The 22,581-nt window shown below is 71.2% G+C and carries 21 protein-coding genes; 5 read left to right on the forward strand and 16 right to left on the reverse strand.

Features of this window, described 5'->3' with window-relative positions; translation table 11 throughout:
- Nucleotides 1–3: 3 nt before the first annotated feature.
- From AB0O48_RS17140 to AB0O48_RS17185, 10 genes are read right to left on the reverse strand one after another with little or no spacing between them, the layout of a single operon-like run.
- Nucleotides 4–1,554: an acyl-CoA carboxylase subunit beta gene (locus AB0O48_RS17140; protein ID WP_357240461.1), complete on the reverse strand. Its 1,551-nt coding sequence runs from the start codon at nt 1,552–1,554 to the stop codon at nt 4–6.
- Complete coding sequence (locus tag AB0O48_RS17145; protein ID WP_357570467.1) at nt 1,551–2,318, reverse strand: SDR family oxidoreductase; 768 nt, start codon at nt 2,316–2,318, stop codon at nt 1,551–1,553. Before AB0O48_RS17145 ends, AB0O48_RS17140 begins: the two co-directional genes overlap by 4 nt.
- A complete protein-coding gene (locus AB0O48_RS17150; protein WP_365066540.1) occupies nt 2,315–3,517 on the reverse strand; it encodes an FAD-dependent oxidoreductase in 1,203 nt (400 codons plus the stop codon). Before AB0O48_RS17150 ends, AB0O48_RS17145 begins: the two co-directional genes overlap by 4 nt.
- Nucleotides 3,514–4,449: an aromatase/cyclase gene (locus tag AB0O48_RS17155; RefSeq protein ID WP_357240470.1), complete on the reverse strand. Its 936-nt coding sequence runs from the start codon at nt 4,447–4,449 to the stop codon at nt 3,514–3,516. Before AB0O48_RS17155 ends, AB0O48_RS17150 begins: the two co-directional genes overlap by 4 nt.
- 20 nt (nt 4,450–4,469) lie before the next feature.
- The gene (gene fabG / locus AB0O48_RS17160) at nt 4,470–5,249 is read right to left on the reverse strand and encodes a 3-oxoacyl-ACP reductase FabG (protein ID WP_357240473.1); all 780 of its coding nucleotides are present in this window, start codon (nt 5,247–5,249) and stop codon (nt 4,470–4,472) included.
- Nucleotides 5,246–5,518: an acyl carrier protein gene (locus AB0O48_RS17165; protein ID WP_365066544.1), complete on the reverse strand. Its 273-nt coding sequence runs from the start codon at nt 5,516–5,518 to the stop codon at nt 5,246–5,248. The genes fabG and AB0O48_RS17165 overlap by 4 nt, the downstream gene beginning before the upstream one ends.
- 16 nt (nt 5,519–5,534) lie before the next feature.
- Nucleotides 5,535–6,782: a ketosynthase chain-length factor gene (locus tag AB0O48_RS17170; protein ID WP_357570472.1), complete on the reverse strand. Its 1,248-nt coding sequence runs from the start codon at nt 6,780–6,782 to the stop codon at nt 5,535–5,537.
- Complete coding sequence (locus AB0O48_RS17175; RefSeq protein ID WP_357240479.1) at nt 6,779–8,053, reverse strand: beta-ketoacyl-[acyl-carrier-protein] synthase family protein; 1,275 nt, start codon at nt 8,051–8,053, stop codon at nt 6,779–6,781. Before AB0O48_RS17175 ends, AB0O48_RS17170 begins: the two co-directional genes overlap by 4 nt.
- The gene (locus AB0O48_RS17180; RefSeq protein WP_357240482.1) at nt 8,050–8,379 is read right to left on the reverse strand and encodes a TcmI family type II polyketide cyclase; all 330 of its coding nucleotides are present in this window, start codon (nt 8,377–8,379) and stop codon (nt 8,050–8,052) included. Before AB0O48_RS17180 ends, AB0O48_RS17175 begins: the two co-directional genes overlap by 4 nt.
- On the reverse strand, nt 8,379–9,866 hold the full coding sequence (locus tag AB0O48_RS17185) for an FAD-dependent monooxygenase (protein ID WP_357240485.1): 1,488 nt from the start codon (nt 9,864–9,866) through the stop codon (nt 8,379–8,381). Before AB0O48_RS17185 ends, AB0O48_RS17180 begins: the two co-directional genes overlap by 1 nt.
- A gap of 476 nt (nt 9,867–10,342) precedes the next feature.
- On the opposite strand from AB0O48_RS17185, the gene AB0O48_RS17190 reads away from it, so the two are divergent.
- Genes AB0O48_RS17190 through AB0O48_RS17210 form a run of 5 tightly spaced genes read left to right on the forward strand, consistent with a single transcriptional unit; the run spans nt 10,343 to nt 16,129 of the window.
- Nucleotides 10,343–11,056, forward strand: coding sequence for a response regulator transcription factor (locus AB0O48_RS17190; protein ID WP_357240488.1), 714 nt, complete (start codon nt 10,343–10,345; stop codon nt 11,054–11,056).
- A gap of 46 nt (nt 11,057–11,102) precedes the next feature.
- Nucleotides 11,103–12,698 carry an ABC transporter substrate-binding protein gene (locus AB0O48_RS17195; protein ID WP_357240491.1) on the forward strand — a complete coding sequence of 532 codons (1,596 nt, stop codon included), beginning with the start codon at nt 11,103–11,105 and terminating at the stop codon, nt 12,696–12,698.
- On the forward strand, nt 12,686–13,648 hold the full coding sequence (locus tag AB0O48_RS17200) for an ABC transporter permease (protein WP_365066551.1): 963 nt from the start codon (nt 12,686–12,688) through the stop codon (nt 13,646–13,648). The genes AB0O48_RS17195 and AB0O48_RS17200 overlap by 13 nt, the downstream gene beginning before the upstream one ends.
- Nucleotides 13,641–14,495 (forward strand): ABC transporter permease, encoded by an 855-nt coding sequence (locus AB0O48_RS17205; RefSeq protein WP_357240497.1) that lies wholly within the window; start codon nt 13,641–13,643, stop codon nt 14,493–14,495. The genes AB0O48_RS17200 and AB0O48_RS17205 overlap by 8 nt, the downstream gene beginning before the upstream one ends.
- Nucleotides 14,492–16,129: an ABC transporter ATP-binding protein gene (locus tag AB0O48_RS17210; RefSeq protein ID WP_365066555.1), complete on the forward strand. Its 1,638-nt coding sequence runs from the start codon at nt 14,492–14,494 to the stop codon at nt 16,127–16,129. Before AB0O48_RS17205 ends, AB0O48_RS17210 begins: the two co-directional genes overlap by 4 nt.
- Here AB0O48_RS17210 and AB0O48_RS17215 read toward each other — a convergent pair.
- The 6 genes from AB0O48_RS17215 to eccD all read right to left on the reverse strand — a co-directional run bounded on the left by AB0O48_RS17215 (nt 16,113) and on the right by eccD (nt 22,449).
- Nucleotides 16,113–16,340: an acyl-CoA carboxylase epsilon subunit gene (locus AB0O48_RS17215; protein ID WP_357570477.1), complete on the reverse strand. Its 228-nt coding sequence runs from the start codon at nt 16,338–16,340 to the stop codon at nt 16,113–16,115. The genes AB0O48_RS17210 and AB0O48_RS17215 overlap by 17 nt on opposite strands.
- A 111-nt stretch (nt 16,341–16,451) precedes the next feature.
- Nucleotides 16,452–18,188 (reverse strand): biotin carboxylase N-terminal domain-containing protein, encoded by a 1,737-nt coding sequence (locus tag AB0O48_RS17220; protein ID WP_365066559.1) that lies wholly within the window; start codon nt 18,186–18,188, stop codon nt 16,452–16,454.
- Between the two features lie 295 nt (nt 18,189–18,483).
- Complete coding sequence (locus AB0O48_RS17225; RefSeq protein WP_365066563.1) at nt 18,484–19,182, reverse strand: hypothetical protein; 699 nt, start codon at nt 19,180–19,182, stop codon at nt 18,484–18,486.
- Between the two features lie 3 nt (nt 19,183–19,185).
- Nucleotides 19,186–19,542 (reverse strand): hypothetical protein, encoded by a 357-nt coding sequence (locus tag AB0O48_RS17230; RefSeq protein ID WP_365066566.1) that lies wholly within the window; start codon nt 19,540–19,542, stop codon nt 19,186–19,188.
- Between the two features lie 113 nt (nt 19,543–19,655).
- On the reverse strand, nt 19,656–21,041 hold the full coding sequence (gene eccB / locus AB0O48_RS17235) for a type VII secretion protein EccB (RefSeq protein ID WP_365066568.1): 1,386 nt from the start codon (nt 21,039–21,041) through the stop codon (nt 19,656–19,658).
- 10 nt (nt 21,042–21,051) lie between these two features.
- Nucleotides 21,052–22,449, reverse strand: a complete 1,398-nt coding sequence (gene eccD, locus AB0O48_RS17240) for a type VII secretion integral membrane protein EccD (protein WP_365066571.1) — start codon at nt 22,447–22,449, stop codon at nt 21,052–21,054.
- Between the last annotated feature and the right edge of the window lie 132 nt (nt 22,450–22,581).

Here is a 22,581-nt window from a genome sequence, read left to right on the forward strand (position 1 = left end):
CTTTCAGAACGGAGGGTTACCGTGCTTGCGGTGCGGGATGTCGCCGTGTTTGCTGGCGAGCATGGCCAGCGCGCGGCACAGCACCGGCCGGGTTTGCCGCGGGTCCACCACGTCGTCGATCAGCCCTCGCTCGGCCGCGTGATACGGGTGGACCAGTTCCGCGCGGTACTCGGCGATCTTCTCGGCGCGCGCCGCCTCCGGGTCGGGCGCCGCGGCGATCTCCCGGCGGAAGATCACATTGGCGGCGCCCTCCGGCCCCATCACGGCGATCTCGTTGGTCGGCCAGGCCAGTGCGAGGTCCGCGCCGATCGACCGGGAGTCCATCACGATGTACGCCCCGCCGTAGGCCTTGCGCAGGATCAGTGAGATCCGCGGGACGGTGGCGGCACAGTAGGCGTACAGCAGCTTCGCGCCGTGGCGGATGATGCCGTTGTGCTCCTGCACCACTCCGGGCAGGAAGCCGGGCACGTCGACAAGCGTGATCAGGGGAATGTTGAAGGCGTCGCAGAACTGCACGAAGCGGCTGCCCTTCTCGCTGGCCGGTATGTCCAGGACACCGGCCAGCACGGCGGGCTGGTTGGCCACGATGCCGACCACCTGCCCGTCGAGGCGGGCGAGGGCACAGACCAGATTCCGGGCGTACGTCTCGTGCACCTCCAGCAGTTCGCCGTCGTCGACGATCTCGGCGAGCACGGCGCGCATGTCGTACGCCCGGCTGCCGTCGGCCGGCACCAGGTCGAGCAGCGCGTCGCTGGGCCGCTGTGCGGGATCACCGCTGACGACGTTGGGTGGCAGTTCGCGGTTGTTGGCCGGCAGGAGCGAGAGTAGGTACCGCACGTCGGCCAGGCAGCTCTCCTCGTCGTCGTGGACGAAATGGGCCACCCCGGAGATGCCGGCGTGCACGTCGGCGCCGCCGAGGTCGTTCTGGCTGATCTGCTCGCCGGTGACCGCCCGCACCACGTCCGGCCCGGTGAGGAACATCTGCGCGGTGTCGCGGACCATGAACACGAAATCGGTCAGGGCCGGGCTGTACGCCGCGCCGCCCGCGCACGGACCCAGCATCACGCTGATCTGCGGGATGACGCCGGACGCACGGGTGTTGCGCTGGAAGATGCCGCCGTAACCGGCGAGAGCGGTCACCCCCTCCTGGATACGAGCGCCGGCGCCGTCGTTGAGCGACACCAGCGGAGCCCCGGCGGAGATCGCCAGATCCATCACCTTGTGGATCTTCTGGGCGTGGGCTTCCCCGAGCGCCCCGCCGAAGATCCGGAAGTCGTGGGCGTAGACGAACACGGTGCGGCCCTCGACCGTGCCCCAGCCGGTCACGACACCGTCGGTGTACGGGCGCCGGTGGTGCAGGCCGAACTCGGTGGCGCGGTGCCGGCGCAGAGCCTCCACCTCGGTGAAGCTGTCCTTGTCGAGCAGCAGGTCGATGCGTTCCCGGGCGGTCAGCTTGCCGCGAGCGTGCTGGCGTTCGGTGGCGGCGGGGTCCGGGCCGAGCCGGACCGTCTCCTTGAGGTCGGCGAGTTGCGCCGTGCTCTGCCGGATGCTCATCCCAGCAACGTCCCGCCGGTGGCGTCGAGGAAGGCGCCGGTGATCCAGCGCGCCTCGTCGGTGGCCAGGAAGGTGATCACATCGGCGACGTCGCCGGTCTGACCGACCCGGTTGAAGGCGGACAGGCTCGCCATCTGCTCCACGGCCTCCGGGATGTCGAACACCGGCCCGCCGTTGTCGGTGATGCCGGGTGCGACCGTGTTGACGGTGATGCCGCGTGACGCGAGCAGCCGCGCCAGGTGCAGGGTGAGCTGCTCAATGGCCCCCTTGGTCATCGCGTATGGGATCTGGTCGGGGTTGGCGACCCGGGTGAGCCCCGAGGAGATGTTGATGATGCGGCCGCCGGCCGGCAGGTGCGCCAGCGCCCGCTGGACGAGGAAGAACGGGGCCCGGGCGTTGACGGCGAAGAACCTGTCGAAGACCGCGCCGGTGACCTCCTCGAACGGGATGCCGGTTGCGGTGGTCTCCCCCGCGTTGTTCACCAGGATGTCGAGTGTCGTCTCCCCGGTGCGGTCCTTGAGCTGCTGCTCCAGGCCCAGGAACAGGGTGTGGACGTCGCCCGGGACGCCGAGTTCGGCCTGCACGGCGAAGGCCTGGCCACCGTCCTTCTCGATCAGCGCCACGGTCTCCTCTGCGGCACCGGTGTTGGCGGCGTAGTGGACGGCCACCAGTGCCCCCTCGCGGCCCAGCCGGATCGCGGTCGCCCGGCCGATGCCACGGCTGGATCCGGTGACGAGTGCGGTCTTGCCGGTGAGTCGGCTCATGCTGGAACACCTTTCTTCTCGGAGTCGTCGGAGAGCGCCGTGAGGTCGAGGCCGCCGACAGCACGGGCCAGATGGTCGCGGGCCGCGTCGAGCTGGATCAGTTCGGTGAACACCGAGCGCAGGCCCTCCACGCCCGGGTCGCCGAGCAGCAGGTCGGCCTGGACGCGGATGTGGGTGAGCGTGCGGGCGCCGGCCGCACGCCGGATTCGGTCGTAGCCGGCGAGCACGCTGTCGCCGGCATCACCCCTGGCTCGAGCGGCGAGCCGCGGGCCGAGCTCGGCGGCGTCGTGCAGGCCGAGATTCAGCGCCTGACCGCCGGCCGGGAGCTGCTGGTGGGCGGCGTCGCCGGCCAGCACCACCCGGCCGCGGACGTACTCGGCGGCCTGCCGGCCGACGTCGTCGAAGGCGTTCACCCAGCGGGGCGTGCCGTGCCCGATGTCCTCGCCGGTGACCTCAGCCCAGGTCTCGGCCAGTTCGGTGTACAGCACCGGCCCGGTGCGCCACCGGGATGCGGCACCGAAGCGGTGCACCATGATCCGGGTCGCGCCGTCCGGCCACCGCACGGCCGTGGCCATGCCGCGCGGCGTGCGTTCGAAGCGCCGGCCCGGCACGTTGATGCCGTCCACGTCGGCGCGGAGCAGCTCCCGTCCGGTTCCGGTGGTCGGCCCGGTCAGACTGAACCCGCCAAGCTGGCGTACGGTGCTGCGTTCGCCGTCGCAGCCGGCCAGGTGACCGGCGGCGATCCGGGCCGGACCGGTGCGCGTGTCGAAGTAGTCGATCTCGACGCCCTCGTCGTGTTCCCGCAGCCCGGTGACGACCGCGCCGCGCCGGATGTCGACGCCCGCCGCGACCGCCCAGGTGGCGAGGACCGACTCCAGGTGGGTCTGCGGGCACTTCCACTGCCCGGCGTACGGGTGCCCCGCCTCCCCCGCGGCGAGATCGAGCCGGATGCCACCGAAGTGACCAGGCCCGCCCTCGGGCAGGTCGCCGAGCAGGGGAAGCACCTCACGCCCGGCCAGCAGTGTCATGGTGTGCGCGTGCAGGGTGGAGGCGCGTGACTCGGTGTGCGGCGCGGTCCGCTGTTCGAGCACGGTGACCGTGACGCCGTGCCGGGCGAGGTCGCCGGCGAGGAACAGGCCGACCGGACCTGCTCCGGCGACCACCACGTCGCGGCGTCCCGGATCGCCGGTGGTGGTCATCGCCGGGATTCCGCGTACTCCTTGGCGTGGCGCAGGGTGGTCAGGCTGTTGCCACCGAGGGCCTCGCGCAGGAACCGCCGGGCCTCCGGCAGGCCGGCATCGGCGCCGAGGATGCCGGTGATGCGGTCCGGGTTGATCGCCACGGTGTGTTCCGCGGTCGCCGTGGTACGGCCGTTGGTGTCCTCGTCCAGCTGCCAGTAGCCGGTGTGCAGGGTGAGCAGGGCCGGCAGGGTGGTCTGCTTGTAGACGATGCGGTGGTGCGGGAAGGCCACCCGGACCGACTCGGTGACGTGCGAGGAACCGTCCTTGGTCAGCGTCGTCAACCGCAGGGTCTGCAGGCCGGGAATGGACTCGCTGAACTCCACGGCGGACACGTGCGGCAGCCGGTCGGCCCAGTGCTGGGCCTCGTTGAGGAAGTCGAAGACGTCCTTGGCGGAGCCTTCGATCTCGACGCTGTCGGTGAACGACAGGGTGAGCTCGCCGGCCGCCGTCAGTTCCAGGCTGTCGCGCAGCCCGGGCAGTTCGGCGCGGCTGTTGTCGTCGACGGCCCGGTCGATCCAGGCGAGCTTCTCCGGGTCGTCGTCGATCGCGGAGTATTCGTGCAGCAGGCGGACCCTGGTGCGGCGTTCGGCGAGGGGCTCGATGATCCAGGTCCCGGTCATCTCGCGTACCGGTGGGGCGGGCACCTCCTGCCAGAACTGGATGCGCAAGCCGGCCTCGTCGAGCACGCGGCGTGACGTCCAGTTCTTCGCCTCGCCGTTGGCGGTGGCCCAGATGCGGATGCGTTCCTGGGTGCCGTCGCGTTCCAGGTAGTCGACGTGGATCGAGGGCGGGAACAGTTGGGGCCAGTTCTCCACCTCCGCGAGCAGGCGGTAGACGTCGTGGGCGGACGCCTCGACGACGATCTCGTGTTCGACCTGGCGGTCGGCCATGACAGGTCCTTTCGGGAGGGTCAGAAGTTGCCGAGGCCGCCGCAGACGTTCAGTGCCTGGGCGGTGATCGAGGCGGCGGGGTCGGAGGCGAGGTAGCCGACCAGACCGGCGACCTCTTCGGGGGTCGAGTACCGGCCGAGGGGGATCTTGGCCTGGAACCTTTCGAGAATCGCTTCCTCGCTGGTCTCGTACGCCGCCGCGTAGCCCTGCCGGACCCGCTGGGCCATGGGCGTCTCGACGTAGCCGGGGCAGACGGCGTTGACGGTGATGCCGGTGGGTGCCAGCTCGTTGCCGAGCGCCTTGGTGAAGCCGACGACACCATGTTTGGACGCCGAGTACGGTGCGCCGAGCACGACGCCCTGCTTGCCGGCGGTGGAGGCGATGTTGATGATGCGGCCACGCTCCTTGCCTCGCAGGCCGCCGGTGTTGAGCACCTCCCGGGTGACCCGGAAGACGCTTGTCAGGTTCGTCTCCAGCACGTCGGCCCAGAGTTCGTCGTCGAGATCGGCGGTGACCCCGCCGCCACTGCGGCCGGCGTTGTTGACCAGGATGTCGATCGGGCCGTACCGGTTGACGGCGCTCTGCACGAAGGCGTGGACCTGCGCGCCGTCGCGCACGTCCACGGCGGCGCCGTCGACGTCGAGACCCTCGCCGGTCAACTGCTTGACGGTGTCGGTGACCGCGGCGGCGGTTCGCGCGCCGAGGAACACCCGGTGTCCCTGGGTGGCCAGCAGGCGGACCACGGCCAGGCCGATCCCGCTGGTGCCGCCGGTGACCAGCGCCGTCCGGCCGGCGCTCACGTCGGGCTCCCGGCGGCGAGCTGGGTGTTGACGGCGTCGATGACTTCGCGGGGGCGGGTGTCGCCGACGAGCAGTTCGTCGTCGAGGCCGACGGCGAATTCGCGCGCGATGCGGCTGCCGGTCTCCAGCAGGGCCAGCGAGTCGTAGCCCAGGTCGGCGAAGGCGGTGTCCAGGATGTCGCCGGCGAGGTTGACGTTCTCGCTGGTGCCGGCGCCGTCTCGCAGGATGCGACGGAGGTCGTCGAGGGTGAAGGGAGTGGATCCGGGCATGGTGTGGCCTTTCCGGTCAGGAGGGGTGGGAGGTGCTGACGAGCACGGGCTGTGGCGCGCGGACCACCAGGGCGGAGTTGAAGCCGCCGTGGCCGCGGGCGAGCACCAGGGCGGTACGCACCCGGGCGGGTCGTGGCGCTCCGGTGACCAGGTCGAGCTCGTACTCCGGGGCCGGGTCGCTGTTCACCGTCGGCGGGATGACACCGTCGCGGATGCTGAGCAGGGCAGCGGCCACGTCCAGCGGGGCAGCGCCCGAGTACAGCCGGCCGGTCATCGTCTTGGGGGCGGTCACCGGCACTCCGCGCGGGCCGAACACGGTGCTGATCGCGGCGGCTTCGACCTGGTCGAGCTCGGGAACCGCGGCCGCGTCGGCGAAGACCACGTCGATGTCGGTGGGGTCTGCGCCGGCCTCGGCCAGGGCGAGGGTGACGGCACGGACCAGGCCGGAGGGGCGGCCGGTGCCCGGGGCCGGGTCGGTGGTCGCGGCGTGCCCGGCGATCTCGCCGTAGACGTGCGGGGCCTGCCGTCGCCGTGCGTGGTCGGCGTCCTCGACGATCAACAGGGCGCCGCCCTCGCCGGGTACGTGCCCGGCCGCGCGCGGGTCGAACGGCAGGTAGGCGTGTTGCGGGTCGCGGCTGTTGCTGAGCCGCCCTCCGGCCAACTGGGCGACCCAGCCCCACGAACACAGGGACGCGTCGACGGCGCCGGCGACGACCACGGGTGTTCCCTTGCGGACCTGCCGGCGGGCGTGGGCCAGTGCGTCGAGCCCTCCGGCCTGGTCGCTGACGACGACGGCGCTGGGGCCGCGCAGCTCGTTGCGGATGGAGATCTGGCCGCTGTTGACGGCGTAGAACCAGGCGAACGACTGGTAGGCGGAGACGAACTGCCCGCCCTGGCTCCACAGCGCCCGCAGCTCCCTCTCACCGAATTCGAACCCACCGGAGTGACTCGCGGTGATCACGCCGACGTCGTAGGGCCCGAGGTCGGCGGGGGTCAGCGCCGCGTCGGCCAGGGCCCGGTCGGCGCTGACCAGGGCCAGTCGTGTCATCCGGTCGGTTTGCGGCAACAGCCGGTCGGGCAGCTCCTGCTCGGGGGCGAACCCGGTGATCTCGCCGGCCAGCGTGGCGGGGTACCCGGTCGCGTCGAACCTGGTGATCGGGACGATGGCGGTGCGCCCGCGCAGGGTGGCCTGCCAGTATGGGTCGACGCCGACGCCGGTGGGGCTGGCGATGCCGAGTCCGGTCACGACGGTGCGGGTGGTCATCGTGGGCTCCTGTCGGGCCGGGCCAGCACCACGGCGCTCTGGAAGCCGCCGAAGCCGCTGCCGACCGAGAGCACGGCGTCGGTACGGTGGTTGCGGGCCGTCAGTGGTACGTAGTCGAGGTCGCAGTCGGGGTCTGGGTGGTGCAGGTTGGCGGTGGGCGGCACGACGTGGTGCTCCATGGCCAGTGCGCAGGCGGCGACCTCGATGGAGCCGATCGCTCCCAGGGAGTGGCCGACCATCGATTTGATCGAGCTCATCGGGACGCGGTAGGCGTGGTCGCCGAGGCTGTCCTTGACGGCGGCGGTCTCGTGCCGGTCGTTCTGTTTGGTGCCGGAGCCGTGCGCGTTGACGTAGTCGACGTCGGAGGGGTTGAGCCGCGCCTCGGCGAGGGCCGTGCGGATCGCCTCGGCCATCTCCCGGCCGTCGGGGCGCAGCCCGGTCATGTGGAAGGCGTTGGACCGGGTGGCGTAACCAGCCACCTCGGCGTAGACGTGCGCCCCGCGGCGGCGGGCGGCGTCCAGTTCCTCGAGAACGAACACGGCGGCCCCCTCGCCGAGTACGAAGCCGTTGCGGGTCGCGTCGAAAGGACGGGAGGCGGTTTCCGGGTCGTCGTTGCGGTCGGTGGTCGCCTTGATGGCGTCGAAGCAGGCGACGGTGATCGGCGAGATCGGTGCGTCGGTGGCACCGGCGATCATGGTGTCGGCGAGCCCGTCCCGGATGACGTCGGAGGCGTAGCCGATCGCGTCGAGACCGGACGTGCAGCCGGTGGAGATCACGGTGCTGGGGCCTTCGGCGCCGGTGGCCCACGCCACCTCGGTGGCGAAGGAGCTGGGCACCAGATAGTCGTAGAGGTGCGGGACCGCGTACCGGTGGTCGACCGTGGTCAGCCGGCCGCCGTCGCTGACCGCGCGGTACTCCTGGTCCAGGCTCATCGTGGCACCGACCGCGCTGCCAATGGTGACGCCGAGGCGGGCCGGGTCGAGGGTGTGGAGTTCCAGACCGCTGTCCTGCACCGCTTCCCGGGCGGTGACCACGGCGAACTGCGCCGCCCGGTCCATCCGGCGGATCTCCTGCGGGCGCAGGCCCGCGCTCTCCGGGTTGAAGTCGACCTCGGCGGCGACGTGTGAGCGGAACGGCGCGGGGTCGAAGAACGAGATGCGCCGGGTCGCGGTACGGCCGTCGGAGATGAGCTGCCAGAAGTTCTTGGCACCCGGCGTGCCCGGCGCGGTGACCCCGATTCCGGTGATGACCACGCGGCGGGGGGCGGTCATCGGGCTTCCCAGTGGTAGAAGCGCTGTGCCAGGGCGTCGGCCGGGGAGCGCCAGGTGGCCGGGTCGTAGGCCTCGATGTAGGGCTTGAGATCGGCGCTGATCCGAACGAAACGCTCGTCGGTACGGGCTTCGTGGATGCGTTCGGCGCCGTCGGGCTGGTCGAAGTCCTGCAGGTGGAAGTAGAGGCCACGGTAGGCGAACAGCTCCCGGCGGCGGGTGCCCATCCGGTGCGGCACGTCGGTGTCGTCGAATTGGGAGAACAGCTCCGACACCGCGTCGGCGGAGCCCGGCTGCATGCGGGCGACGATCAGGGAACTGTGCGTCATCATTTCTCCTCGGAGCGGGCGCGGGCCGGTCCGAACCACCGGTTCAGCGCAGTGGGCAGGTCGTATCGGGTGCCCGGGGCGGCCCAGGCGACGTAGCCGTCGGGCCGCACCAGGACCGCGGTGGCGCCGGCGAGCGCCGCAAGGGACTGCGGGTCGCGCGGACTCGTCGTGACGATGTCGACGCGGTCGCGCCAGCCGGCGGCCCGCCGGCGCAGCCACGGGTTGTCGTTGAGGTCGAGCAGCACGCCGCGGCCGGGACGGAGCAGCGCGGCGGTGTCGGCCGGGCGGTCGCGGGCCAGCACGCTGAGCCGGGGCAGCCGGGCACCGAGCAGCGGATGGGTGCCGCCGCCGACGTCGTAGCGGATGTCGAGGCCGCTGACCTTGGCCGCCAGGTGCCGCCGCACCGGTTCGTGCGCCATCAGTTCGGTCAGGACGTCGCGAAACGGCTGCGCCTCGTCTCCGCCGAGGATGAGGCGGGCCTGCGCCTGGGTGTTGGCCAGCAACTGCCGACCGACCTCGTGGCGTTCGGTGTGGTACGTGTCCAGCAGGCTTTCGGGGGCGGTGCCGCGCAGGACCGCGGCCAGTTTCCAGCCCAGGTTGACGGCGTCCTGAATGGAGGTGTTCATGCCCTGCCCGCCGGCGGGCAGGTGCACGTGGGCGGCGTCTCCGGTGAGCAGCACCCGGCCGCGTCGGTACTGTTCGGCCAGGCGCGCCGTGTCGGTGAAGGCGCTGACCCAGATCGCCTCGGCGTGCGAGATGTCGGTGCCGGTGAGCCGTTTCCAGGCTTCGGCGACCTCGCTGAACAAGGGTGGAGCGGTGCGGCGGCGGGGTTCCGCACCCCGCTCGCAGATGATCACCCGATCGATGCCGTCGCCGAGGGGTGCTGCCATCACCATGCCGGTGGCGAGCACCTCTCCGGTCATCCGCGGTGTGATGTCGGCGCCACGGATGTCGGCGAGCAGCAGCTCGGTGGTGGGTTCGGTGCCGGGGAACGCGATGCCGGCGCGCTCACGCACCCGGCTGCGGCCGCCGTCGGCGCCGATCAGATAGCGGGCACGCAGGTGCTGCTCCCCGCCGGCCGTGCGGACCCGAACCTGTACCGCGTCCTCGTCCTGCTCGAGGTCGAGCATCTCGTGTCCGAAACGGATGTCGCCACCCAGGTCGCGTACCCACTCCTCGAGGACCTTCTCGGTCACCGACTGCGGTACGCCCTGCACGGCGCTGGCCTGCCCGCCGAGGACGGCCAGGTCGAGCGGGATGCCGCCGAAGTGACCACGGGTGGTGGTCGGCAGCTGAGGGAAGCGGGGCAGCAGTCCTCTCTGGTCGAAGGTCTCCAGCGTGCGGACGGTGAATCCGAGGCCCCGGGATTCGCCGGAGCGGGCGGTGAGCCGGTCCAGCACGACGACGTCCGCACCAGCCAGCCGAAGTTCTCCGGCCAGTGCGAGACCGGCCGGGCCGGCGCCGACGACGATCACCGAAGCATCCATGGTTTTCCTCCCGACTGATGGCCGCGGCGCACCATTCGAATTGATGGACGTCACCATCGGAGTGGACGCCGACAATCGTCAATCGTTCGCCGCCCTGAATTCAACCCATGCATTCACAGTTTCACCGCAGAGCTGGGTCAAGCGGTTGTCAAATCCCCCCTCAGCAACCCCAGCGGGACGTCGGCCGGACGGTCGCCGCAGCGCTGCCACTCGGCCGGGGAGCTCGTGAAGATACAGAAGAACTACAGAGAATTGTCAATTCATCGACGGCGCTCGGCCCCGACCTCGGCGTGATCGCCGGACGTGACGTCACTCACTTCCGTTGGGCAAACCCAAGACCCTAGCCTAAGCACCGGCGGCGACGAGGCGGCTCTGCATGGTGCAAAACCTATCAAACCTATAGGTTATGTATGCATGCATGACGACACGGGCAGATCCGCCGGAGATCACGGCGTAGCAACGAGGGAGCAGTGCGAATGAGGGCCCTGGTGGTCGATTCCGACAATTCCCGGCGCGCAGATCTCAGCGCACAGTTGAAAAGGCACGGCTTCGACGTCACAGAATGCGGCACCGGAGCTGAGGCAATCGGCACGCTCGACCGTTCCGACCTCATGCTGATAGACCTGTGCCTGCGTGACATGGACGGCGTGGAAGCATGCCGGCGGGTGCGCGCCACCAGCGACGTCCCGCTGATCGCGTTCACCGAGCAGCACATGGCCGTCGAACGGGTCCTGAGCCTGCAGGCCGGCTGCGACGACTGCGTGACCAAGCCGTACGGCGTCCGCGAACTCCTCGCCCGGATCGAGGCCATCATGCGCCGCGTCCGGGCCGGAGCGGGGCGCACCAGATCCGGAGCCGTGATCATCCGCGGCGACCTGCACATCGACCCGCGCGTCCGCGAGGTCCGCGTGCACGGGAACCCCGTCCAGCTCACCCGCAAGGAGTTCGACCTGCTGCACCACCTCGCCGGCGAACCGGACGTCGTCCACTCCCGGACCCGCCTCGCCACCGAGGTCTGGGGCTTCCCCGCCGACACCTACACACCGAGCCTGACCACCAGCCGGACCATCGACACGCACGTGAGCGCCCTGCGCACCAAACTCGGGGACCGCGACGTGATCGTCACGGTACGCGGCGTCGGCTTCCGGCTCGGCCGGTCGATGCCGTCCCGGCTGTCTCGGGCCGGCTGAGCTTCCCCGCCGCCCACCACCCCCCTCACCATCACGGAGTATCCCCATGCCAATACCACGCGGGCTCACCACGGTCGCCGCCATGCTCCCAGTCCTGCTCGTCGCCTGCGGCACCGCAGCCGAGAGCCGGTCCAGCGGCGGGACGCCACGATCCGGCGGTGAGCTGAAGTTCGCCCTGCCCGCCGACCCGACCTGCCTCGACCCGCACCAGGCGGCGACCAGCGAGGGCCTCTACGTCGCCCGCGGCCTGGTCGACTCGCTCACCGACCAAAACCCGGCCACCGGTGAGATCGTGCCCTGGCTGGCGACGTCCTGGAGCGTCACCAAGGACGCCTCCGAGTTCACCTTCCACCTGCGCGAGGACGCCACCTTCGCCGACGGCACCCCGGTCGACGCCGAAGCGGTCAAACGCAACCTGGACGACGTCGCCGCGCTGGGCGCCAAGTCCATCCTCGGCAGTGGGTTCGTCCAGGGCTACAAGGCCACAAGGGTGACCGGACCGCACACCGCCGTGGTCACCTTCGGCGGCCCCAACGCCCAGTTCCTCCAGGCCACCTCCACACCAACGCTGGGCCTGCTCGCGCCCACCAGCCTCGGCAAGGGCGCGGAGCAGCGCTGCACCGGCGGGCTGGTCGGCTCCGGACCGTTCCAGCTCGGAGGCTACGAGACCAACCGCAGCACCACCCTCACCCGCCGGACCGGCTACGCCTGGCCCTCTCCACTGAGCCTGCACCAGGGCGACGCCCGCCTGGAGAAAGTGACCTTCCTGGTGATGCCCGAATCCGGTGTACGGACCGGCAGCCTCACCTCCGGGCAGGTCGACGGCATCGCCGGTGTCGCACCCCAGGACGAGCCTGCCCTGCGTGGCGGACGCGTCAGTCTGCTCAGCCGGGCCAATCCGGGCGTCCCCGTCGCCTTCAGCGTCAATACGGCCCGGCCGATCGCCGCCAACCTGGCCGTACGTCAGGCGGTGCAGGCCGCCGTCAACCGCACCGAGGTCGTCGACACCGTCCTGAGCCCCAGCTACCGCCCGGCCACCAGCGCGCTGTCCAGCAGCACCGCGAATTTCACCGACAACAGCCCTCTGCTGCGGCACGACCCGCAGACCGCACGCCGGTTACTCGACGGCGCCGGCTGGCAGCCCGGACCGGACGGCATCCGGTCGCACGACGGCCAGCGGCTCACCCTCGAAGCCATCCTGGCCACCAACTTCGGACCCAACAAGGCCGCTGTCGAGCTCATCCAGCAACAACTGCGCGACGTCGGCATCGAACTCGACCTGCGGATCCTCTCCATCGCCGACTACCAGCAGGCGCGCGGCAGCGGCGACTACGACCTCGCCTGGGGCAGCGGGACACGCGCCGACCCGGACATCCTGCGTACCGCCTTCTCCGACAAGCTGCTCAACCTGTCCCGGATCAACGACCCGGACCTGCAGCGAGACCTGGACGCGCAGGCCGCCGCCGGCGACGCGAAGCGGCGTGCCGAGCTCGTCGCCACCGCACAGCGGCGGGTGCTCGATCAGGCGTACCAGATCCCGGTGTTCGAAATGACCACCGTCTTCGCCCTCACCGGCAAGGTGCACGACATCGCGTTCACCTCCTCCTCCGGCCTGCAGTACTACGACGCATGGCTGTCCTGACCGCCGGCCGCCGGATGCTGCACGCCGTGCTTGTGCTCTGGGCCGCCTACACCCTCTCCTTCGTGCTGCTCTACGTGCTGCCCGGCGACCCGGTGGCCGTGATGGCCGCCGGCGGTGGTGACGCCACCACCGTGGCCGCGGGGCAGCTCGACGCGCTCCGGGCCGAACACGGCCTGGACCGCCCGCTGCCCGAGCAGTACCTGGACCGACTCACGGGCACGGTACGCGGGGACCTGGGCACGTCGGTGCAGACCGGGGAACCGGTCGCGCGGATGCTGCTGGACGCGCTGCCACCGACCCTGCAACTGGCCGCCGGAGCACTCGGCCTCGGCGTGCCGCTGGGCGCCGCCGTCGCCCTGCTCGCCGCATACGTCCGCCGCCGTGGGCTACGGAGGCTGCTGCTCTCGCTGCCCGGCGCCGGCGTCTCGGTGCCCACCTTCTGGGTCGGCCTGGTACTGCTGCAGGTCTTCTCGTTCCGGTGGGCGCTGCTGCCGGCGTTCGGCGACGGCTCTGCCGCGGCCGTACTGCCAGCGATCACGCTGGCTCTGCCGGTCGCCGCACTCGTCGGCCAGACCTTCGCCCGCGGCCTGGGCGACGCCCTGGCCCAGCCCTACCTGGACACCGCGGCCGCCAAGGGCGCCGGACGGGCCCGGCTGTTGCTGCGGCACGCCGCCCGCAACGCCGCGCTCACCCCGCTGGCCGTGACCGGCGTGCTGGCCGGCAACATCCTTGCCGGCGCGGTGGTGGTCGAGACGGTGTTCTCCCGCCACGGCATCGGGCGGCTGACCGCGACGGCAGTCGCCGCCCAGGACATCCCCGTGGTGCAGGGCGCGGTGATCCTCGGCGCGGCCTGCTTCGTGCTGGTCAGCCTGGCCACCGAGCTGCTGATGCCGGTGCTCGATCCGCGGCTACGCACCGCCACCGGGGCCCGGGAGGTGGTCCATGGTTGACACCCGACTGCCCCTTCCCGGCCGCCTGCTCGACCGGGTCGGCCGCCGGACCGCCCGACCGGCACTCGTCGCGTCCGGCGCCATGATCCTGGTCGTCGTGCTCGCGGCCACCGCACCGCGGCTCCTGACCAGCCGCGACCCGCTGGCCGCGGCGCCCGCCAGCCGGCTGCTCCCACCGTCGGCGACCCACCTGTTCGGCACCGATCTGCTGGGCCGCGACCTGTTCGCCCGGGTCGTGCACGGCAGCGCACTCACCCTGCAGGCCGCGCTGATCGCCGTGGCCGTGGGCCTGGTGGCCGGAACAGTGCTCGGACTGCTCGCCGGCTGTCTGGGCGGACGCGCCGAGGAACTGCTCATGCGCGGGGTCGACGTGCTGCTCGCCATACCTGGGCTGCTGCTGTCGCTGGCACTCATCACCGCGCTCGGCTTCGGCACCGTCAAGGTCGCCCTCGCCGTCGGACTGACCAGTATCGCGATGTTCGCGCGGGTCGTCCGCGCGGAGGCGGCCCGGATCGTGCGGATGCCGTACGTGGAGGCCGCCCGCGCCGGCGGCACCCGGTGGCCGCTCGTGATCCTCCAGCACGTGCTGCCCAACGTGGCAGGCACCGTCCTGCTCTACGCCGCCGTCGACTTCGGTGCCGTCGTCCTGCAGGTGTCCGCCCTGTCCTTCCTCGGCTACGGCGCCCCGCCCCCCGAACCCGAATGGGGATCTCTGATCGCCGAAGGCCGCGACTACCTGGGCACTGCCTGGTGGCTGACCACCCTGCCGGGGCTGGTCATCACCGCCACCGTCCTGGCCGCCAACCGCATCGCACAGGCCGCCGGCACGGCGCAGGAGAGTCGATGAGCATGCCCGACACATCACCGCTGCTGAAGGTCGAGAACCTCGCGGTCGACTACACGAGCGGGCGGCGGGTCGTACCTGCCGTACGGGATGCCTCCTTCCACGTCGCCGCCGGTGAGACCGTCGCCCTCGTCGGCGGCTCCGGATCCGGCAAGACCACCACAGCTCGGGCGGTGATCGGCTTGTTGCCGGCGTCGGCGCGCCTCACGGGTGGCCGGATCCTGTTCACCGGCCCGGGCGACCCAGCCGCCGCTGACCTCGCCCGAGCCCCGGAACCGGTGCTGCGCCAACGGCGTGGTCGGCACATCGGCCTGGTCCCGCAGGACCCGATGGTGTCGCTCAACCCGGTACGCACCATCGGCTGGCAGGTCGCCGAGGTGCTCGCCATCCACCGGCTCGCGCCCGACCGACGCACCGCCCGCGCCCGAGCCGCCGACCTGCTGGACCAGGCCGGGCTGCCGAACGCGCACACCCTGCTCGACCGGTTCCCGCACGAACTCTCCGGCGGCATGTGCCAGCGCGTTCTCATCGCGATCGCCCTGGCCGCCGGACCCGCCCTGCTGATCGCCGACGAGCCGACCAGCGCCCTCGACGTCACCGTGCAGCGGCGAATCCTCGACCACATCGCCACCCTGACCCGCGACAGCGGGACGGCCCTACTGCTGGTGACCCACGACCTGGCCGTCGCCGCCGACCGAGCCGACCGGGTCGTCGTGATGGCCGACGGCATGGTCCGCGAGACGGGTAGCGTCGGCTCGGTGCTCGGCGCGCCCCGCGACCGGGCCACCCGGGACCTCGTTGACGCACTGGCCCGGCCAGCCCCTCGGACCAACCCACCACCCGCGACACCCGGCGTCACCCCACTGATCAGCGGTGACGGCCTGGTAAAACGGTTTGGCAGTGGGACCGCCGTCGACCACGTCAGCATCCGGCTGGACCGCGGCGAGACCGTCGCCCTGGTCGGCGAATCCGGCTCCGGCAAGACCACCACGGCGCGGCTGCTGTTGCGCCTGACCGCCGTCTCCGCCGGAAAAGTTCGCTTCGACGGCGCCGATATCACCGCGGCGCGGGGACGCGACCTGCGCCAGCTGCGCCGCCGCATGCAGATGGTCTATCAGAGCCCCTATGCCTCTCTGGACCCCCGGCTCACGATCGCCGACGCCGTCACCGCACCGCTGCGGGCCTACCGGGTGGGCAACCGTGCCGACCGCGCCGCCCGGGCCGCAGAACTGTTGGACCGAGTACGGCTACCGACGACCGTGCTCGACCGGCGACCGGGTGAGCTGTCCGGCGGGCAGTGCCAACGGGTCGCCATCGCCAGGGCCCTCGCCCTTGAGCCGGACCTGGTGGTGCTCGACGAACCGGTGTCCGCGCTGGACGCGTCGAACCGCAACCGGATCCTCGAACTGCTGCACCAGCTGCGCACCGAACTGGGCCTCAGCTACCTGATCATCTCCCATGACCTGGGCGTGGTCCGCGAGATCGCCGACCGGGTCGCGGTGATGCGGGCCGGGCGGGTGGTGGAGACCGGCCCGGTCGCCGATGTGCTCGGTGAGCCGGTCGACCCGTACACCCGGGAGTTGGTCGACGCGGCCCCCGGTGCCGCCGCCGGTGATCTGTTCACGCGGCTGGCATGACCTCGCGCTCGACCATCGGCAGCGTCCGCCAGCTGTGCGCCACCACGACGTCGGGATACCGGTGGGGCCGTCCCCAGACCGCGGACCGCCGGTTGGGCCCTCGCTTGGCGTCCGGCGACGACGCGACCGCGGCGGCACGGGCCAGCAGCACGGCGACGACCGCGGCCAGCTCGACCGGGTCCAGGTCACCGGACTCGACAGTGATGGTCATGAATCCTCCCCACGGTGGTCGCCAGCGCCGCGAACGGCTGCCGGCGCGGTCCGGCCAAGGCCAGTCAGCAGGACGGAGAAGCCGGCGACGCGGATCGGGCCACCAGCCATGTCAGTCGACGATCCCGCAGACCACGCCGCCCCCGGCGATGGCCGTTCCGACCTCGGCGGCAAGGCCGCTGACCCGGCCGGCGCGGTGGGCGTGCAACGGCTGCTCCATCTTCATCGCCTCGATCACCACGACCAGGTCACCGGCCGCGACCTGTTGGCCGTCGGTGACCGCGACCTTGACGACCGTGCCCTGCATCGGCGACACCAGATCCCAGCCGGCCGCCTTCACCGGGCCGTGGGTCCGCTTCCCCCGACGTGGTGCAGCGACCGCCGCGGGAGAAGGTGCGCTCAGCGACCACGGGACGCTCACCTCGACCCGCCGGCCGGCCACCTCCAGCACCACCGTCTCGCGCGATTGCTCCGGCCCACCCACGGCGACCGGCTCGTGAGGTGCGATGTCGTTGACGAACTCGGTCTCGATCCACCGGGTGTGGACCCGGAACGGCTCCCCGGTGAACGCCGTATCGGCCACCACCCGGCGGTGGAACGGAATCACCGTCGGAAGGCCACCCACCTCGAACTCGTACAACGCCCGCCGTGCCCGTCGCAGCGCCTGCCCGCGGTCCGCGCCGGTGACGATGAGCTTGGCGAGCAACGAGTCCCAGGCCGGGCCGACCACGGTGCCCGGCACCACACCGCTGTCGAGCCGCACACCCGGCCCGCCCGGTGGCGCGAAGGTGGTCACCGTCCCCGGTGCCGGCAGGAATCCCCGGCCCGGATCCTCAGCGTTGATCCGGAACTCGAAACTGTGGCCCCTCGGCTCCGGGTCGCCAAAGCCGAGCGCCTCACCGTCGGCGATCCGGAACATCTCGCGAACCAGGTCGATGCCGGTCACCTCCTCGCTGACCGGGTGCTCCACCTGCAGCCGGGTGTTCACCTCGAGGAAGGACACGGTGCCGTCGGCGCCGACGAGGAACTCGACGGTGCCGGCCCCGACATACCCGGCCTCGCGCAGGATCGCCTTGGACGCGTCGTACAACTGGGCGTTCTGCTCATCGCTCAGAAAGGGCGCCGGCGCCTCCTCGACCAGCTTCTGGTGCCGGCGTTGCAGCGAGCAGTCACGCGTGGAGACGACCACCACCGTGCCGTACGCATCGGCCAGGCACTGTGTCTCCACGTGGCGCGGCCGGTCCAGGTAGCGCTCCACGAAGCACTCCCCCCGGCCGAAGGCCGCGGTGGCCTCGCGCACCGCCGAGGCGTACAACTCCGGTATTTCCTCGATCGTGCGCGCCACCTTCAGGCCGCGGCCCCCGCCGCCGTGCGCCGCCTTGATGGCGATCGGCAGGCCGTACTCCCGGGCGAAACCCACCACCTCGTCCGGACCTCGCACCGGCTCGGCGGTGCCGGCCACCAGCGGCGCCCCGGCGCGACGTGCAATGTGCCGGGCCGCGACCTTGTCACCGAGATCGCGGATCGCGGCCGGTGGCGGGCCGATCCACGTCAGACCGGCGTCGAGGACGGCCTGCGCGAACGCCGCGTTCTCGGAGAGGAACCCATAACCCGGATGGACGGCGTCGGCTCCGGCCCGCTGGGCGGCGGCGAGCAGAGCGCCCGCGTCCAGGTAGCTGTCGGCAGGGGTGTCGCCTCCGAGCGCGTACGCCTCGTCGGCGAGCCGAACATGCGGCGCGTTCCGATCCGGATTCGCGTAGACCGCCACACTGACCAGCCCGGCGTCCCGGCAGGCCCGCACGACCCGCACGGCGATCTCTCCCCGATTGGCGATGAGCACCTTACGCACGATCGTTCCCGCTCCTCTCCGGGCGGCGTTCCGCCCCCGTCCCACCAGCTTCGACCTGCGCCGGGACAGCGGACAAGGCGCCGCGATCGAGGAGACGGTCAGCTTTGCCAACGGCGGCACAGCGATCTCGGATCCGCGTCAGCGGGACGTCAAGATCTCCCGAGGCGCGATGCCCGCACCGAAGGACTCGGACCCAAGACCAGAAAGCTGGGCATCGCCTTCGGCACGGTCGCCAAATCGCGGTCACGGTCCACGCCGCGATCGACACGTCCCGGCGGTGCTGTACCGGTGGCTACTAGTAGGCGTCCGAGGCCTCGTCGTCGGGCTCGTCATTGCTGATCAAGCCGGGTGAACGTGGTGCCGGTCGGTCGACGCGGGGGGCGCCGTGGCCGTGCTCGGGCCGGCCCGGCCAACCACTGTCACGCTGGTCGGGCACCCGACCACTGGTTGGGCCCTCGGGATACCAGAGGGAGTCGGAGGTGTCGAGGTGGCCGCCGGGGACCTGGATGCTCGCGCCCCGCACCTGCAGCCAGTCGTCCAGATCGGCCAGCAGACGCTCGGCTTGCCGTCGGGCCGCCTTCCTTGTCCTGTCGTCCGGCACGTAACTGTGCTGCCCGCCGAGCACCGCGGGGGGCTGGGACTGCGGATCGGAGGGGGTGGGATCCGGCTCGTGGTGGTTCTGCTCGATCGCCTCTTTGACCTCGCGCAGGCGCTTCGCCATCATGTCCAGCGCCTCGCGGGCGGAATGAGCGCCCTCGGAGATGGCCCGGCAGGACTTCTCGATCTTGGAGATGCTCATCCGGTAGCGCTCGCTGTCCGAGCCCGTCCAGTCGACCGCGAGATCCTCCATCTCCTGGCCGAGATCAAGGGCGAGTTGCGCGGTGACCTCGGTCAGCGTCGTCCAGACGGCCGCCACCGCCTCGACCTCGAGCGGGTCTCCGCTGGCGACCGCCGCGCGGATCTGCTCCGAGTGATCCTCAGGGTGCTCGGTCAACGGTCAGTCTCCGAGCATCCGACTGGCGGCTTCCAACCGGCCGTACGACGATTCGATGACGTCGCGAGTGGCCTGGTCGGTGGCGCCGTAGCGGCGTAACAGCACCTCGGTCAGTTCGATGGCGTTCTGGTAAGCCTCCATGAGCTGCGTCAACTCCTGCTGATACGCCTCGCACACCCGCTGGTGCCGCACCGCCTGATCCCTGGCGATCGCCGTGTCGCCCAACGGTAGTTGACGGTGCTGGAGTGCGGTCAGGGCCGTCAACTGGCCGCTGAGATCTCGCAGATGACTGTCCATTCGGTCCACGAAGCGCCGCAGGGCACCAAGATCGACGCGAGCGCTTCCGGGGCGATCAGTCATCCGACGGACTCCCTTCGCTCCTGCCGTACGGCCGCCGAGTCGCGCGGAGGGTAGCTGTCACGATACCGGATCACCGATCGGGTCCGGACGGTCCGATGGGGACAACGGCAGCCCTAGACGGGTGGATCGGGGTCGAGCACGTTCAGTGTCGGCCCGACGGGCAGCGCGTCGGCCAACCCCGCCGGTATGAGCTGGGGCGTGACGTCACCCAGGCCCAATGCGACCTGCGCGGCGCGGTCCGCGACCGGGAAGCGTTGTCCCTGGGTGTTCACCAGGAAGACCTTGTCGTCGCCCACACGCAGGAGCGCGCCCGCCCCGCCGGACAGCTGCACCCAGTCCACTGTGGTCGTGCCCTGCGGGGCCCGGCTGCCGCGCAACTCCGGCCTGGTCGGGGTGGCGTTCGACAGGTACGTGCTCCACGTCGGCTGCCCGCCCGCCCCCTCGCCCAACCGGGCGCAGAGGACAGTGTTGCGGGGATCGGGCCTGGCCAAGGTAGGCGGTTGGTCGGGCATTCCGGGCGGCCGCAGGTTGACGGAGGAGGCCCGCACCCTGCTCAACTCGGCGGCGGCAACCTCGGTCGGCCTGATGCGGACGTCGGGCTCGTACACACCGGGCAGACCTGTCGCTTGCAGGAGACCCAACACCGTGCCTCCGATGGGCGCGAGCCCATCGCGGAGCAGCACGTAGTACTGCGCCTCGTCCAGAACGCCCTTGACCTCGAAGAGTTGGCCCACCCGCGTCTGCCGACCGGCGATGGTGGGGCCGGTCTCACCGATGCCGGGGATCGCCGGCGCGACCAGGTCAGGTCCCTCGGGCATGGCCTTGACGAACACTTCGGGTACGGGCAGCGCGGTAACCGAGGCCCAGCTGAGCGCGGCGCGGATGGCACTGCTTTCGCCCACCACCTTCAGCCGATTTCCCTGCCAGATCAGATAGAGCTGCTCCCCGACGGCGACCAGCACCCCGTCGGTCATCGGCTCGTTGACCCAGGACGGATCGTTACCGAGAACCATCCAGCTCACCACCGCACCAGCTGGATCGCTGGCCCGGCAGATCGTCCACGGGAGTCGGATCAGGGACTCGGGCTTCGGCACGTCGTCCGGCGCGTCCTTGATACCGAGCGGCGGGCCGTAGCGCTCGTTGGCCAGCGATTTGTGCCGTACCCACCGGACGTCCTCGCTCGCCTTGCCCAACAGCAACCGAGCCGAGGCGTAGTTGAGCACCGGGTGCAGCAGTCCCTCGTGGTAGATGTACCGGCTGCCGGTGTCCCGGTCGACGATCAGCGCGTCCGGGTCGCGCCAGTCCGGTCCGGCGAGACCGATCACGGTGATGACCGCCCACCCGGCCAGCATCAGCACGCAGACCATCACACCCGCGAAGACCGCCACCACCCTGTGCGACAGGGTCTGGTCCGCGTTCGGCTCGGCATAGAGCAGCGCGCTTGTCACTCGGCGGACCGCGAACTGGTAGGCGCGCAACTGCGCACGGCGGGTGGGCACCGGTGGCCGCCTAACCCAGGCCGATGTCGACGACGGACTGGAACAGACCGCAGACCCCGGCAGCCAGGGGCACCAGCGCGACCAGCAGGAGGGAGTCGAGCAGGTCGAGTACGCGACTCGAGTACGGCGTGCCGACCCGCCGACCGGCGCCGGCCGTGCCCGCCTGTATCGCGCCGCCGGCGACCACGACGAGCAGCACGGCCAGCAACGCTACCCGGATGCCCGGACCGCCGGCGACGGCGGCGACCGCACCGGTACCGACGAGCGTGACGGTGCCGCCCACCAGCAGCACCAGGCGTTGGACCAGCCGGTCGAAGGTGCGCGCCCGCAACAGCAGGCTCAGCCCGACGCAGCCACCAAGCGCCAGGGCAGCGATCGAACCGTCCCCAGCGAGGAACACCGCGCCGGCGCTGACGCTCACCGCCGTGCCGCCAAGCAGCCCGGCGAGGATGCCGGCCGAGGCGACGACGCGGTCCGTAACCGCCGCGAAGTCCACCGCCGCCGGGTCGGTTCGGATGTCTTCCGAAATGAACACAACACCCGGTATGGGTAACCGGCCCAGCCGCAGCGCGACCAGGGGAAGGGCCAGGGTGGCGATCGAGCCGACGCTGACCATGATGGCGGCGGCTTGCAGCGGGGCGAGCCCCACCAGCACCAGGAGCGCGCCGGCGGTCAGGGCCAGCGCCGCGGCGATCGTGCCGACGAACAGCGGCCGACAGGCTGTCGTGCCGGCCAGCCCGAGGATGGCGGTGAGGAGCAACGCCGCGGCGCCGGCGAGCAACTGCGGGGCGCCGACGGCATCCGTAACCGGCGTGTTCGGCTCGGCCAGGATCAGCAGACCGCAGGCGAAGGCGTACGGCAGCGCGGCGGCGGCCACGGCCGCACCGACCGCGCCGTCGCCGAACGCCCGCGCCGCCACGGTGCCGGCGGAGGCGAGCAGGATGGCCATCACCGCGGCTACGGTGTATGCGATGGTGCGCGGTTCGATGGCCACCACCAAGCCGACGCCGCCGAGTGCGGCGAGCACCACCGTCGTGAGCGCGAACCACCGGGTCGTGGCCGACCGCCACGGCGGCACGGTCCGGGCGCTCGCGACGGCGACGGCGTCAGTGAGGTCGTCGAACGCCGGCTCGGGTACGGCGTCCGAGGCGCGGCTGAGGAAGATGTGGTCGCCGTTGTGCAGGCCGAGGGCCCGCGGGGTGGCGCTGGTGTCCAACAGACCACCACCGAGGCGAGACAGCACCCACCCATCGTGGTCGAGCGCACCGTCGTCCTCGCCGGCGTAGCGCAACAGCAGCGACGCGAACTCGGCGACAGGTAGGTCGGCCGGCACCGAGAGGTCCACCCGACGCAGAGGCGCGACCAGGGTCAGTCGGCACAGGCTGTCCACCGAACTGTCTGCCACCATTATGGCCCTCCGTCCGCGCCGTCACCCGGGCCGCGCCTCCGGTTACCTATGATTGCGCTTACCACGGCACCGCTAATCTAACGCCGGAACGCCCTCACGTGGCTGGCGGACACGAGCGGCGGTACGTGGCAG

It is taken from the genome of Micromonospora sp. NPDC085948, from assembly GCF_040686315.1.
Taxonomy (GTDB): domain Bacteria; phylum Actinomycetota; class Actinomycetes; order Mycobacteriales; family Micromonosporaceae; genus Micromonospora.